This window comes from Paraburkholderia adhaesiva, assembly GCF_021390575.1.
Classification (GTDB): domain Bacteria; phylum Pseudomonadota; class Gammaproteobacteria; order Burkholderiales; family Burkholderiaceae; genus Paraburkholderia; species Paraburkholderia adhaesiva.
Genome location: NZ_JAJEJQ010000001.1, coordinates 751,198 through 767,643, shown reverse-complemented (window position 1 = coordinate 767,643; position 16,446 = coordinate 751,198). Strand labels below are relative to the sequence as shown.

General features: G+C 61.3%; 1 protein-coding gene (only partly in view). It reads right to left on the bottom strand.

Going from position 1 to position 16,446, the window contains the following annotated elements; translation table 11 throughout:
- Positions 1 to 16,446: the 5' portion of an ESPR-type extended signal peptide-containing protein gene (locus L0U80_RS03390; protein WP_233862524.1), read on the bottom strand. The gene continues 11,568 nt to the left of window position 1, outside the view; the window shows 16,446 of its 28,014 coding nt (coding positions 1–16,446); the start codon lies at positions 16,444 to 16,446; its stop codon lies off the left edge, out of view.

Below are 16,446 nucleotides of genomic sequence, written 5' to 3'. Positions count from 1 at the left end.
CACGTTCAGCGAGCCGTTGTCGGTCGTGCTGACATTGCCGCTGTTGTTCAGGTCGCCGCCGATGCTGGTCGTGCCATTGTCACCGGTCGTATTCAGCGTGCCGTTGTTGTCCACGCTGCCGTTGACGTTCAGCGAGCCGTTATCCGTCGCCACCGTCCCGTTGTTCGACAGGCTGCCGTTGACATCGGTCGTGCCGCCATTGCTCGTGTCGATCGTGCCGTTGTTCGTGACGTTGCCCGACACGTTCAGCGAACCGTTGTCGGTCGTGCTGACATTGCCGCTGTTGTTCAGGTCACCACCGATGTTCGTCGTGCCGTTGTCACCGGTCGTGTTCAGCGTGCCGTTGTTGTCCACGCTGCCGTTGACGTTCAGCGAACCGTTGTCCGTCGCCACCGTCCCGTTGTTCGACAGGCTGCCGTTGACATCGGTCGTGCCGCCATTGCTCGTGTCGATCGTGCCGTTCGCGTCGTTCGTGACGTTGCCAGCCACGTTCAGCGAGCCGTTGTCGGTCGTGCTGACGTTGCCGCTGTTGTTCAGGTCGCCACCGATGTTCGTCGTGCCGTTGTCACCGGTCGTGTTCAGCGTGCCGTTGTTGTCCACGCTGCCGTTGACGTTCAGCGTGCCGTTATCCGTCGCCACCGTCCCGTTGTTCGACAGGCTGCCGTTGACATCGGTCGTGCCGCCATTGCTCGTGTCGATCGTGCCGTTCGCGTCGTTCGTGACGTTGCCAGCCACGTTCAGCGAGCCGTTGTCGGTCGTGCTGACATTGCCGCTGTTGTTCAGGTCGCCACCGATGCTGGTCGTGCCGTTGTCACCGGTCGTGTTCAGCGTGCCGTTGTTGTCCACGCTGCCGTTGACGTTCAGCGAACCGTTGTCCGTCGTCACCGTCCCGTTGTTCGACAGGCTGCCGTTGACATCGGTCGTGCCGCCATTGCTCGTGTCGATCGTGCCGTTCGCGTCGTTCGTGACGTTACCCGACACGTTCAGCGAGCCGTTGTCGGTCGTGCTGACATTGCCGCTGTTGTTCAGGTCGCCGCCGATGCTGGTCGTGCCGTTGTCACCGGTCGTGTTCAGCGTGCCGTTGTTGTCCACGCTGCCGTTGACGTTCAGCGAACCGTTGTCCGTGTCGACCGTCCCGTCGTTCGTGACGTTGCCACCGACATTCAGCGAGCCATTGTCGGTCGTGCTGACGTTGCCGCTGTTGTTCAGGTCACCACCGATGCTGGTCGTGCCGTTGTCCGTCGTGTTCAGCGTGCCGTTGTTGTCCACGCTGCCGTTGACGTTCAGCGTGCCGTTATCCGTCGCCATCGTCCCGTTGTTCGACAGGCTGCCGTTGACATCAGTCGTGCCGCCATTGCTGGTGTCGATCGTGCCGTTCGCGTCGTTCGTGACGTTACCCGACACGTTCAGCGAGCCGTTGTCGGTCGTGCTGACATTGCCGCTGTTGTTCAGGTCACCACCGATGTTCGTCGTGCCGTTGTCACCGGTCGTGTTCAGCGTGCCGTTGTTGTCCACGCTGCCGTTGACGTTCAGCGTGCCGTTATCCGTGTCGACCGTCCCGTTGTTCGTGACGTTGCCACCGACGTTCAGCGAGCCATTGTCGGTCGTGCTGACGTTGCCGCTGTTGTTCAGGTCACCACCGATGTTCGTCGTGCCGTTGTCACCGGTCGTGTTCAGCGTGCCGTTGTTGTCTACGCTGCCGTTGACGTTCAGCGATCCGTTATCCGTGTCGACCGTCCCGTTGTTCGTGACGTTGCCACCGACGTTCAGCGAGCCATTGTCGGTCGTGCTGACGTTGCCGCTGTTGTTCAGGTCACCACCGATGTTGGTCGAGCCATTGTCACCGGTCGTGTTCAGCGTGCCGTTGTTGTCCACGCTGCCATTGACGTTCAGCGAACCGTTGTCCGTGTCGACCGTCCCGTTGTTCGTGACATTACCGCCCACGTTCAGCGAGCCGTTGTCGGTCGTGCTGACATTGCCGCTGTTGTTCAGGTCGCCACCGATGTTCGTCGAGCCGTTGTCACCGGTCGTGTTCAGCGTGCCGTTGTTGTCCACGCTGCCATTGACGTTCAGCGAACCGTTATCCGTCGCCACCGTCCCGTTGTTCGACAGGCTGCCGTTGACATCGGTCGTGCCGCCATTGCTCGTGTCGATCGTGCCGTTCGCGTCGTTCGTGACGTTGCCAGCCACGTTCAGCGAGCCGTTGTCGGTCGTGCTGACATTGCCGCTGTTGTTCAGGTCGCCGCCGATGCTGGTCGTGCCGTTGTCACCGGTCGTGTTCAGCGTGCCGTTGTTGTCCACGCTGCCGTTGACGTTCAGCGAACCGTTGTCCGTGTCGACCGTCCCGTTGTTCGTGACGTTGCCACCGACATTCAGCGAGCCATTGTCGGTCGTGCTGACGTTGCCGCTGTTGTTCAGGTCACCACCGATATTGGTCGTGCCGTTGTCACCGGTCGTGTTCAGCGTGCCGTTGTTGTCCACGCTGCCGTTGACGTTCAGCGTGCCGTTATCCGTCGCCACCGTCCCGTTGTTCGACAGGCTGCCATTGACATCGGTCGTGCCGCCATTGCTCGTGTCGATCGTGCCGTTCGCGTCGTTCGTGACATTACCTGACACGTTCAGCGTGCCGTTATTGGTGGTATCAATTGAACCATTGTTGGTCAAATTGCCGCCAATATTCATGTGACCGTCATCCCCGGTTGTATTAATCGTGCCGTTGTTGGTCACGTTCCCGGGAACGTTGAACGAAACGTTGTCGTTGTCAATTGTTCCATCGTTATCCAAGTCACCGCTGAGATTCAGCGTACCGTTGTCGGTCGTGCTGACATTGCCGCTGTTGTTCAGGTCACCACCGATGCTGGTCGTACCGTTGTCGCCGGTCGTGTTCAGCGTGCCGTTGTTGTCCACGCTGCCGTTGACGTTCAGCGTGCCGTTATCCGTCGCCACCGTCCCGTTGTTCGACAGGCTGCCGTTGACATCGGTCGTGCCGCCATTGCTGGTGTCGATCGTGCCGTTCGCATCGTTCGTGACGTTACCCGACACGTTCAGCGAGCCGTTGTCGGTCGTGCTGACATTGCCGCTGTTGTTCAGGTCACCACCGATGCTGGTCGTGCCGTTGTCACCGGTCGTGTTCAGCGTGCCGTTGTTGTCCACGCTGCCGTTGACGTTCAGCGAACCGTTATTCGTCGCCACCGTCCCGTTGTTCGACAGGCTGCCGTTGACATCGGTCGTGCCGCCATTGCTGGTGTCGATCGTGCCGTTCGCGTCGTTCGTGACGTTACCCGACACGTTCAGCGAGCCGTTGTCGGTCGTGCTGACATTGCCGCTGTTGTTCAGGTCGCCGCCGATGCTGGTCGTGCCGTTGTCACCGGTCGTATTCAGCGTGCCGTTGTTGTCCACGCTGCCGTTGACGTTCAGCGAACCGTTATCCGTCGTCACCGTCCCGTTGTTCGACAGGCTGCCGTTGACATCGGTCGTGCCGCCATTGCTCGTGTCGATCGTGCCGTTCGCGTCGTTCGTGACGTTGCCGCCCACGTTCAGCGAGCCGTTGTCGGTCGTGCTGACGTTGCCGCTGTTGTTCAGGTCACCACCGATGCTGGTCGTGCCGTTGTCACCGGTCGTATTCAGCGTGCCGTTGTTGTCCACGCTGCCGTTGACGTTCAGCGAACCGTTATCCGTCGTCACCGTTCCGTTGTTCGACAGGCTGCCGTTGACATCGGTCGTGCCGCCATTGCTCGTGTCGATCGTACCGTTGTTCGTGACGTTACCCGACACGTTCAGCGTGCCGTTGTCGGTCGTGCTGACATTGCCGCTGTTGTTCAGGTCACCACCGATATTGGTCGTGCCATTGTCACCGGTCGTGTTCAGCGTGCCGTTGTTGTCCACGCTGCCGTTGACGTTCAGCGAACCGTTATCCGTGTCGACCGTCCCGTTGTTCGACAGGCTGCCGTTGACATCGGTCGTGCCGCCATTGCTCGTGTCGATCGTGCCGTTCGCGTCGTTCGTGACGTTACCGCCCACGTTCAGCGAACCGTTGTCGGTCGTGCTGACATTGCCGCTGTTGTTCAGGTCACCACCGATGCTGGTCGTGCCGTTGTCACCGGTCGTATTCAGCGTGCCGTTGTTGTCCACGCTACCGTTGATGTTCAGCGAACCGTTATCCGTGTCGACCGTCCCGTTGTTCGTGACGTTGCCACCCACGTTCAGCGAGCCGTTGTCAGTCGTGCTGACATTGCCGCTGTTGTTCAGGTCGCCACCGATGTTCGTCGAGCCGTTGTCACCGGTCGTGTCCAGCGTACCGTTGTTGTCCACGCTGCCGTTGACGTTCAGCGAACCGTTATCCGTCGTCACCGTCCCGTTGTTCGACAGGCTGCCATTGACATCGGTCGTGCCGCCATTGCTGGTGTCGATCGTGCCGTTCGCGTCGTTCGTGACGTTGCCCGACACGTTCAGCGTGCCGTTGTCCGTCGCCACCGTCCCGTCGTTCGCAAGGCTGCCGTTGACATCGGTCGTGCCGCCATTGCTCGTGTCGATCGTACCGTCGTTCGTGACGTTGCCACCCACGTTCAGCGAGCCGTTGTCCGTCGTGCTGACATTGCCGCTGTTGTTCAGGTCGCCACCGATGTTGGTCGAGCCATTGTCACCGGTCGTGTTCAGCGTGCCGTTGTTGTCTACGCTGCCGTTGACGTTCAGCGATCCGTTATCCGTGTCGACCGTCCCGTTGTTCGTGACATTACCGCCCACGTTCAGCGAGCCGTTGTCGGTCGTGCTGACATTGGCGCTGTTGTTCAGGTCACCACCGATGTTCGTCGAGCCGTTGTCCGTCGTGTTCAGCGTGCCGTTGTTGTCCACGCTGCCGTTGACGTTCAGCGATCCGTTGTCCGTGGCGATCGTGCCGTTGTTATCAACACTGCCGTTGACGTTCGTCGCCCCACCATTGCTGGTGTCCAGCGTGCCGTTCACATCGTTCGTGACGTTGCCACCCACGTTCAGCGAGCCGTTGTCGGTCGTGCTGACATTGCCGCTGTTGTTCAGGTCACCACCGATGCTGGTCGTGCCGTTGTCTGTCGTATTCAGCGCGCCGTTGTTGTCCACGCTGCCGTTGACGTTCAGCGATCCGTTATCCGTCGTCACCGTCCCGTTGTTCGACAGGCTGCCGTTGACATCGGTCGTGCCGCCATTGCTCGTGTCGATCGTACCGTTGTTCGTGACGTTACCCGACACGTTCAGCGTGCCGTTGTCGGTCGTGCTGACATTGCCGCTGTTGTTCAGGTCACCACCGATGCTGGTCGTGCCGTTGTCACCGGTCGTGTTCAGCGTGCCGTTGTTGTCCACGCTACCGTTGACGTTCAGCGAACCGTTATCCGTCGTCACCGTCCCGTTGTTCGACAGGCTGCCGTTGACATCGGTCGTGCCGCCATTGCTGGTGTCGATCGTGCCGTTCGCGTCGTTCGTGACGTTACCGCCCACGTTCAGCGAACCGTTGTCGGTCGTGCTGACATTGCCGCTGTTGTTCAGGTCGCCGCCGATGCTGGTCGTGCCGTTGTCACCGGTCGTGTTCAGCGTGCCGTTGTTGTCCACGCTGCCGTTGACGTTCAGCGAACCGTTATCCGTCGTCACCGTCCCGTTGTTCGACAGGCTGCCGTTGACATCGGTCGTGCCGCCATTGCTCGTGTCGATCGTGCCGTTCGCGTCGTTCGTGACGTTGCCAGCCACGTTCAGCGAACCGTTGTCGGTCGTGCTGACATTGCCGCTGTTGTTCAGGTCACCACCGATGCTGGTCGTGCCGTTGTCACCGGTCGTGTTCAGCGTGCCGTTGTTGTCCACGCTGCCGTTGACGTTCAGCGAACCGTTATCCGTCGTCACCGTCCCGTTGTTCGACAGGCTGCCGTTGACATCGGTCGTGCCGCCATTGCTCGTGTCGATCGTGCCGTTCGCGTCGTTCGTGACGTTGCCAGCCACGTTCAGCGAACCGTTGTCGGTCGTGCTGACATTGCCGCTGTTGTTCAGGTCACCACCGATGCTGGTCGTGCCGTTGTCACCGGTCGTGTTCAGCGTGCCGTTGTTGTCCACGCTGCCGTTGACGTTCAACGAACCGTTATCCGTCGTCACCGTCCCGTTGTTCGACAGGCTGCCGTTGACATCGGTCGTGCCGCCATTGCTCGTGTCGATCGTGCCGTTCGCGTCGTTCGTGACGTTGCCAGCCACGTTCAGCGAACCGTTGTCGGTCGTGCTGACATTGCCGCTGTTGTTCAGGTCACCACCGATGCTGGTCGTGCCGTTGTCACCGGTCGTATTCAGCGTGCCGTTGTTGTCCACGCTGCCGTTGACGTTCAACGAACCGTTATCCGTCGCCACCGTCCCGTTGTTCGACAGGCTGCCGTTGACATCGGTCGTGCCGCCATTGCTCGTGTCGATCGTGCCGTTCGCGTCGTTCGTGACGTTGCCAGCCACGTTCAGCGTGCCGTTGTCGGTCGTGCTGACATTGCCGCTGTTGTTCAGGTCGCCGCCGATGCTGGTCGTGCCGTTGTCACCGGTCGTGTTCAGCGTGCCGTTGTTGTCCACGCTGCCGTTGACGTTCAGCGAACCGTTATCCGTCGTCACCGTCCCGTTGTTCGACAGGCTGCCGTTGACATCGGTCGTGCCGCCATTGCTCGTGTCGATCGTGCCGTTCGCGTCGTTCGTGACGTTGCCAGCCACGTTCAGCGAACCGTTGTCGGTCGTGCTGACATTGCCGCTGTTGTTCAGGTCACCACCGATGCTGGTCGTGCCGTTGTCACCGGTCGTATTCAGCGTGCCGTTGTTGTCCACGCTGCCGTTGACGTTCAGCGAACCGTTATCCGTCGTCACCGTCCCGTTGTTCGACAGGCTGCCGTTGACATCGGTCGTGCCGCCATTGCTCGTGTCGATCGTGCCGTTCGCGTCGTTCGTGACGTTGCCAGCCACGTTCAGCGAACCGTTGTCGGTCGTGCTGACATTGCCGCTGTTGTTCAGGTCACCACCGATGCTGGTCGTGCCGTTGTCACCGGTCGTATTCAGCGTGCCGTTGTTGTCCACGCTGCCGTTGACGTTCAGCGAACCGTTATCCGTCGTCACCGTTCCGTTGTTCGACAGGCTGCCGTTGACATCAGTCGTGCCGCCATTGCTCGTGTCGATCGTGCCGTTCGCGTCGTTCGTGACGTTGCCACCCACGTTCAGCGAGCCGTTGTCGGTCGTGCTGACATTGCCGCTGTTGTTCAGGTCACCACCGATGTTCGTCGTGCCGTTGTCACCGGTCGTGTTCAGCGTGCCGTTGTTGTCCACGCTGCCGTTGACGTTCAACGAACCGTTATCCGTCGCCACCGTCCCGTTGTTCGACAGGCTGCCGTTGACATCGGTCGTGCCGCCATTGCTCGTGTCGATCGTGCCGTTCGCGTCGTTCGTGACGTTACCGCCCACGTTCAGCGAGCCGTTGTCAGTCGTGCTGACATTGCCGCTGTTGTTCAGGTCACCAGCGATGCTGGTCGAACCGTTGTCACCGGTCGTGTCCAGCGTACCGTTGTTGTCCACGCTGCCGTTGACGTTCAGCGAACCGTTATCCGTCGTCACCGTCCCGTTGTTCGACAGGCTGCCGTTGACATCAGTCGTGCCGCCATTGCTCGTGTCGATCGTGCCGTTCGCATCGTTCGTGACGTTACCCGACACGTTCAGCGAGCCGTTGTCGGTCGTGCTGACATTGCCGCTGTTGTTCAGGTCGCCACCGATGTTCGTCGAGCCGTTGTCACCGGTCGTGTTCAGCGTGCCGTTGTTGTCCACGCTGCCATTGACGTTCAGCGAACCGTTATCCGTCGCCACCGTCCCGTTGTTCGACAGGCTGCCGTTGACAACGGTCGTGCCGCCATTGCTCGTGTCGATCGTGCCGTTCGCGTCGTTCGTGACATTACCCGACACGTTCAGCGAGCCGTTGTCGGTCGTGCTGACATTGCCGCTGTTGTTCAGGTCGCCGCCGATGCTGGTCGTGCCATTGTCACCGGTCGTGTTCAGCGTGCCGTTGTTGTCTACGCTGCCATTGACGTTCAGCGAACCGTTGTCCGTGTCGACCGTCCCGTTGTTCGTGACGTTGCCACCGACATTCAGCGAGCCATTGTCGGTCGTGCTGACGTTGCCGCTGTTGTTCAGGTCACCACCGATGCTGGTCGTGCCGTTGTCCGTCGTGTTCAGCGTGCCGTTGTTGTCCACGCTGCCGTTGACGTTCAGCGTGCCGTTGTCCGTCGCCACCGTCCCGTTGTTCGACAGGCTGCCGTTGACATCAGTCGTGCCGCCATTGCTGGTGTCGATCGTGCCGTTCGCGTCGTTCGTGACGTTACCCGACACGTTCAGCGAGCCGTTGTCGGTCGTGCTGACATTGCCGCTGTTGTTCAGGTCACCACCGATGCTGGTCGTGCCGTTGTCACCGGTCGTATTCAGCGTGCCGTTGTTGTCCACGCTGCCGTTGACGTTCAGCGAACCGTTATCCGTCGCCACCGTCCCGTTGTTCGACAGGCTGCCGTTAACATCAGTCGTGCCGCCATTGCTGGTGTCGATCGTGCCGTTCGCGTCGTTCGTGACGTTGCCGCCCACGTTCAGCGAGCCGTTGTCGGTCGTGCTGACATTGCCGCTGTTGTTCAGGTCACCACCGATGCTGGTCGTGCCGTTGTCACCGGTCGTATTCAGCGTGCCGCTGTTGTCCACGCTGCCGTTGACGTTCAGCGAGCCGTTGTCCGTCGCCACCGTCCCGTTGTTCGACAGGCTGCCGTTGACATCGGTCATCCCGCCATTGCTGGTGTCGATCGTACCGTCGTTCGTAAGATTGCCTGAGATGGTCGTCGAGCCATTGCCGGTCGTATTGATCGTGCCGTTATTCGCAACGTCCGTACCACTGGCCGAGTTGCCCGTAATATGGGTTGTACCGTTATCGGTATTTATCGAACCGTTGTTTTCGACGCCCGTCCCGCTCGTCGAATAACCCTGGATCGTGATCGTGCCGTTTTCGGTTGCGTCCGTGGAACCGTTCGATCCGATCTCCACGCCCGTATTCGTCCCCGAGTCGCCCGACACGTTAATCGTGGCGTTACCCGACGCACTGGTCGTGCCGTTCAGTTCCGCGCCAATGCCCGTGCTGGAGTTGCCAGAGATGTCCGCCGTCGCGTTGCCACCCAGCGTCAGGCTGCTGCCCACATCCTCCTGGAAACCCGTACCACTGGTCGAATTACCCGAAACCGTAATCGCGCCGTTGTCCGTTGCGCTGAGGTTCGCGCTCAACTCCACAGCGGTGCCGTTGACCGACGTGCCCGCCAGGTTAAGCGCACCGTTACCCGTGATCTGCGTATCGCCGTTGAAATCGTTACCCGTGCCGTTCACGGAGCTGCCGAACGCGTTGACCACGCCGTTGCCACTGATGTTCATCGTGGCGTGCGGCGTCATGCTCTCCAGTACCCCGATGCCATCCACCGAACTGCCATTGAGGTTCAGCGTCGCGTTGTCCGACACGTTCGTGCTGCCGTTCAGGCGCACGCCCGTCCCGTTGCCCGTCGCCGTGCCATCGAGCGTTACCGTGCCGTTGCTGCCGATATTCAGCGACCCGTCGACGTCCTGCCCCACACCAACGCCCGTCACGGTGCTGCCCGTGACGTTCAGCGACGCAGTGTCCGTCACCGTGACATTGCCGAGTTCCACGCCGATGCCTGCGTTTGACGAACCCGCCAGGTCCAGCGCCGTGTTGCCTTCCAGCGTCAGGCCGCTGCCCACGCCCACCTGAATGGACACGCCCGTGTTCGATGTACCGTTCAGCGACATCGTCGTGCCCGACGTCGCGTTCAGCGTTCCGCCCAGATCCAGGCCCGTGCCGCTGTCCGAGTTTCCCTGCACCATGAGCGCCGCGTTACCTGTGAGCGTGTTGTTGCCCATCAGATCCACGCCGTCGCCCGTGGTCGAATTGCCCGAGATGTTCGCTGTCGCGTTGCCACCCAGCGTCAGGCTGCTGCCCGCATCCTCCTGGAAACCCGTACCACTGGTCGAACTCCCCGAAACCGTAATCGCGCCGTTATCCGTCGCGCTGAGGTTCGCGCTCAGCTCCACAGCGGTGCCGTTGACCGACGTGCCCGCCAGGTTAAGCGCACCGTTGCCCGTGATCTGCGTATCGCCGTTGAAATCGTTACCCGTGCCGTTCACCGAGCTGCCGAACGCGTTGACCACGCCATTGCCACTGATGTTCATCGTGGCGTGCGGCGTCATGCTCTCGAGTACCCCGATGCCGTCCACCGAACTGCCATTGAGGTTCAGCGTCGCGTTGTCCGACACGTTCGTGCTGCCGTTCAGGCGCACGCCCGTCCCGTTGCCCGTCGCCGTGCCATCGAGGGCTACCGTGCCGTTGCTGCCGATATTCAGCGACCCGTTGGCGTCCTGGCCCACGCCAACGCCCGTCACGGTGCTGCCCGTGACGTTCAGCGACGCAGTGTCCGTCACCGTGACATTGCCGAGTTCCACGCCGGTGCCCGCGTTCGAGCTGCCCGCCATGTTCATCGTGGTGTTGCCATCCAGCGTCAGGCCATCGCCCGCGCCCAGGTAGATCGCCGCACCCGTGTTCGACGTACCATCCAGCGACACGTTCGTGCCCGACGCGGACTTGAGCGTCCCGCCCAGGCCGAGGCCATTGCCGCTATCCGAACTGCCCTGGGCAATCAGGGTGGCATTCCCCGTCAACGTGGTGTTACCAATCAGGTCTACGCCGTCGCCCGTGGTCGAATTGCCCGAGATATTCGCCGTCGCGTTGCCACCCAGCGTCAGGCTGCTGCCCACATCCTCCTGGAAGCCCGTACCACTGGTCGAATTACCCGAAACCGTAATCGCGCCGTTGTCCGTTGCACTGAGGTTCGCGCTCAGCTCCACGGCGGTGCCGTTGACCGACGTGCCTGCCAGGTGCAGCGCACCGTTACCCGTGATCTGCGTATCGCCGTTGAAATCGTTACCCGTGCCGTTCACCGAGCTGCCGAACGCGTTGACCACGCCATTGCCACTGATGTTCATCGTGGCGTGCGGCGTCATGCTCTCGAGTACCCCGATGCCGTCCACCGAACTGCCATTGATGTTCAGCGTCGCGTTGTCCGACACGTTCGTGCTGCCGTTCAGGCGCACGCCCGTCCCGTTGCCCGTCGCCGTGCCATTGACTGTTACCGTGCCGTTACCGCTCAGGTCCAGGGTGCTATTGACGTCCTGACCCACCGCGATGCCCGTCGACGTATTGCCCGTCACGTTCAGCGTGCCATTGCCCGAGACGCTTGCATTCAAGGCCGTGTCGATGTCAACGCCAGAATTCGTATCAGACGTACCCGACAGGGTCGCAGTGCCGCCCGTCACGTTCAGGGTGGCGTTGCTGCCGGCAAGCTCAAGTCCAACACCCGTGTTGGACGCGCCCGTCACGTTCAGCTTGCCATTGCCCGAGACGCTGGCATTCAAGGTCGTGTTGACGTCAACACCAGAATTCGAATCGGACGTACCCGACAGGCTGGCATTGCCGCCCGTCACGTTCAGGGTGGCGTTGCCGCCGTCAAGCTCAAGTCCAACACCCGTGTTGGAGTCGCCCGTCACGTTGAGCGTGCCAGTGCCCGAAACGCCGACATTCAAGGCCGTATTGACATAGACGCCTGAATTCACGTCGGACGTACCCGACAGGCTTGCCTTGCCGCCCGCCACGTTCAGGTTGGCGTTGCTGCCGACAAGCCCAAGTCCAACACCCGTGTTGGACGCGCCCGTCACGTTCAGCGTGCCATTGCCCGAAACGCTGGCATTCAAGGCCGTATTGACGTCAACACCGGAATTGGAATCGGACGTACCCGACAGGCTTGCATTGCCGCCCGTCACGTTCAGGTTGGCGTTGCTGCCGGCAAGCCCAAGTCCAACGCCCGTGTTGGACGCGCCCGTCACGTTCAGCGTGCCAGTGCCCGAAACGCTGGCGTTCAAGGCCGTATTGACGTCAACACCAGAATTCGAATCGGACGTACCCGACAGGCTTGCATTGCCGCCCGTCACGTTCAGGTTGGCGTTGCTGCCGACAAGCCCAAGTCCAACACCCGTGTTGGACTCGCCCGTCACGTTCAGCGTGCCATTGCCCGAGACGCTGGCATTCAAGGTCGTGTTGACGTCAACACCAGAATTCGAATCCGACGTACCCGACAGGCTCGCATTGCCGCCCGTCACGTTCAGGTTGGCGTTGCTGCCGGCAAGCTCAAGGCCAACGCCCGTGTTGGACTGACCCGTCACGTTCAGCGTGCCATTGCCCGAAACGCTGGCATTCAAGGTCGCGTTGACGTACACGCCTGAGCCCGTATTGGACGTACCCGACAGGTTCGCACTGCCGCCCGTCACGTTCAGGCTGACATTGCTGCCGACAAGCCCAAGGCCAACGCCCGTGTTGGACTCGCCCATCACGTTCAGCGTGCCATTGGCACTAACCGAGACCCCTTGCGACAGGTCCAGACCTGTCCCACTATCAGATGCACCCGTAAGCGTCAGGTTGCCGGTGCCATTCACTACCACCGGACCCGTCAGGTTCACACCAGAGACATCGCCTTGCGACGTGCCATTGATGGTCACATTGCCGGAGCTCACAGTCAGCGATGAACCGAGTCCGCTAACACCGTAGGTCGCGTTCGAGGTACCCGTGGCGTTCAACGTTCCGTTGCCGGTAACCGATACGCCCGACATGTTCAGGCCTACGCCGGTATTCGCCGTGCCGATGAGCGTCAGGACGCCGGCACCACTGACCGTCGCACCCGAGGCCAGGCCCACACTGGTGCCAGAACCAGCCGATGTGCCGTTGAGCGTCACGGAGCCGCCCGACACAGCCAGCGCGTTGCCCACGTACACGCCAGTTCCGCTACCAGCCGTATTGCTCGCAATACCGGTAACGCTCAGCGAACTCGCGTTGCCGACCGAAACGGTCCCAGCCACGTACGCGCCAGCGCTACTACCGCCGTTCGTCGTACCGCTGATGGTCGCGACACCACCATTGGTCACGTTCACCGAGCTGCATCCGTACACGCCGTAGGAACTGTTCGACGTACCGGCGACATTCAATGCGCCACCGCTCACATTCACTGCGCTAGCCAGATAGACACCAGCGCTGCTGCCGGTGGCGTTGTTCGCCGTACCGGTAATGGTCAGCGTACTCGCGTTACCGACCGTCACGGCACCCGTCGTGCACACGCCAGCGGCGCTGCCGCCGTTCGTCGTACCGCTGATCGTCGCGACACCGCCATTGGTCACACTCACCGTGCTGGTGTCGTAAAAACCCGTCGAGCTATTCGATACGCCCGTGATATTCAGCGCACCACCGGAGATATTCAGCGCACTGGCCGTGTAGACACCGTAGGAGCTGTTCGACTGGCCGCTCACAGCCAGTGTGCCGCCGGTTATCTGCACGTTATTCAGGGACACGCCAACCTGGCTGTTCGAACTGCCGATCAGCGTCAGGTTACCGGTACCCCCAACTGCTGCCCCGGAAGACAGGCACAGGCCGATACCTGAACCCTGGGCCGTACCGTTGATGGTGACGGTGCCGACGTTCGTGCTGATGCAGTTCTGCAGATAAACGCCACTGCCACTTCCGGCCGTGTTAGTCGACACACCCGTGATATTTACCGTGCCGTTACCCGGCATATTGATGGAGCCGCCCTGTACATTGACACCCGTACCGCTGCTCGCGGTGCCCGTAACCGTAAAGCTTCCACCGCCCACCACGGCCACGTTGCCGCCGACGCACACGCCGTAGCCAGTCCCATTTGTCGCACTCCCGACGATGGTCAGGCTGGCGTTTCCGGATACCGTCGTGCCATTTGTGGTGCCGTCCTCACGCCACCACACGCCCGCACCGCCGGTATTCGTCGTCCCATTGAATATCGCGGTGCCGCCCGTGACGCTGAGCGGGCTCGAACCAGCGGCTACTGCCCGACCGATACCGTAACTTGTCTGCGACTGGCCGATGATGCTGAACACCCCGCCACCAATGTTCACGGTGCCAAGCGACTGCACCCCCATTCCGGAGTTCGACGTCCCGTTGAGGACAAGCTCACCGCCAGCGACGTTGACAACGCTCAGACACGCCACGCCGACGCCGTCCGTGCCGGTTCCCGTACCCGTCACGGTCAACGAGCCATTGCCAGAGACGGTCAGGGCCGTGTTAAAGCCGACACCAACGCCATACAGGGTGGCATAGGCACCTTCCGAAGTTGAGTTCGAGCTGCCAGTGATCGCGGCGTTGCCGAGAATGGTCGTCGAACTTCCGCCGACGTAGACACCCGACACCTGGGCGGCACTCGTACAACTTGACACGCCACTGATGTTCAGTGTCCCGCCTTCATTTACCGTGATGTTCCCGGACAGGTTCACACCTGCAGCCCCGGCAGTGGTACTGCGCGTGTTTCCGACGATGTTCAGCGAGCCGTTGCTTACGTTCAGGTTCGAATTCACCTGAACGCCGCTGCTGGTATTCGAGCTGCCACAGATGTTCAGGCTGCCTACGCCCACCGCCAGGTTCGACGCAGACACATTCACACCAACGCCGCTGGTCGAGTTGCCGGAAATGTTCAGACTGCTGCTGTCGTTCTGGAGACCGACATTTGTCGCCAGCAGCACACCCGTGCCGGTGGTCGCATTACCGGTGACCAGGCCGCTGCCGATGTTGGTCAGGTTACCGCTGAGGTTGACGGCGTTTCCGCTTGTCGTGTTGCCCGAGACATTGAGCGCACCGCCAGCGAGATCGATCTTTGTCCCTGTGGACGTAGTCACTGTGCCCGAACCGTTATTGCCGATATCGGCCATCAGGTTCAGGTCCAGCGCACCGCCGCCCGTAGCAGTAATGTTGCCGTTGAGGGTGATGCTGCCGTTGGCCAGCATCGTCAGCGCGGTCTCACTGGTGCAGGTGTCAACGATATCCGCACCCGCCTGCTGCGTAATGGTGCCCGTCGCAGTGCCGCTGCTCGCCGTCGTGATCGTCACGTTCGTGCCGGCGCTCAGCGAGTTGCTGATCGTGGCACTACTCACTGTCGCGGTCGTGTTGCTGCCGCCACTAAACGTGCCGTCACCCAGGTTTCCGGAATAGTTCGCGTCCGTCCCGGTACTGATGGTCACGTTCGTCGGGTCGATCAGCCACTCACCCGCGCGACCATTGGCCGCCGCCGCCGTGATGGTGCCCGCAACGTCCAGGTCATGACCCGACGTCTCCACGAAACCGCCATTACCGTGCGCCGATCCCGCGTCGATCGTTGCGCCTGCACCCACCACGGTCAGGTTCGCAAAGTTCACGCGCGAGATCAGCGATGCGGCTGAGCTGTTGGACACGTGATTCAGGGAGTCGCCGCCCAGGATCACCGTTCCGCCCTGGGCATCGCCGCTCACGTTGATGCTGGCGTTTCCAAGCACGCCAACCCGGTCACCCGTGACGACAACCGTGCCGCCCACGCCACCCGGCGTCGTGTTCGAGGCGTCGATTGTGCCCGTCACGATCGCATCGCCCGTGTTGCCCGCGTCGGCCACCACGGTTCCCGCCTTGACCACGCCAGACATGTTGATCACGGTCTCAAGCACCGTATCGGCGCCGCGAGCAGTCAGCAGCACCGTCCCGTTGCCCGTCTGGATATTCCCGCTGTTGTCCACCAGCGCGTTGGCCGTGGCATTGTTCAGCGTGACTGAGATCCCCTGCCCGTTATTCAGCGCCACCGTCGCGCTGTCCCCCGCGGCCAGCACCACATTGCCGCCCGGCGCCGTGATCGAACCCGAGTTCCGCACCTGGTCGCCGATCAGCGTGACATAGCCTTGCGCGTTGATCGTGCCGTTGTTGACGATCCCGGCGTTGATGCCCGTCGAGCTCAGGTTCAGCGTGTCGCCCGCCATGAACTGGGTCGGATCGATATTCTTTGTCGTCGCAAGCAGTGACCCCACGTTCACCACCGCGCCGCTGCCGAACAGGATGCCGTTCGCGTTCTGGATCAGCACCTGACCGTTGGCCAGCAGCTGGCCCTGAATATTCGAAGGCACGCCGCCCACGACCCGGTTCAGTGTCTGCGACGTGGAATTAGGCTGATTGAACTGGACCGTGTTGCCCGAACCGATGTTGAACGTGTTCCAGTTGATCGCACCGCGCTGCGTGGTCTGGTTGATCGTCATCGTGTTGCCGCTTTCGCTGATGCCGATCTGTCCGCCCACGACCTGCCCGCCCGTAGGCAGCGACTGCGCCAGAACTGTCGCTGGATCGACAAGCAAAAAGGCGAGAGCAATCGAGGTCAATAATGAGACAGCGCCATACTTGACAACGGGAACCGCAATACCGCCGCCTTCTCCCGGCTGTTTGCCCTGACTCTTTGCAGTCTCCTCGACGGCCACAAGCATGCCCAACCGCTTACTGAAGACCTTCCTGAATCGTCCCTTGTTCAT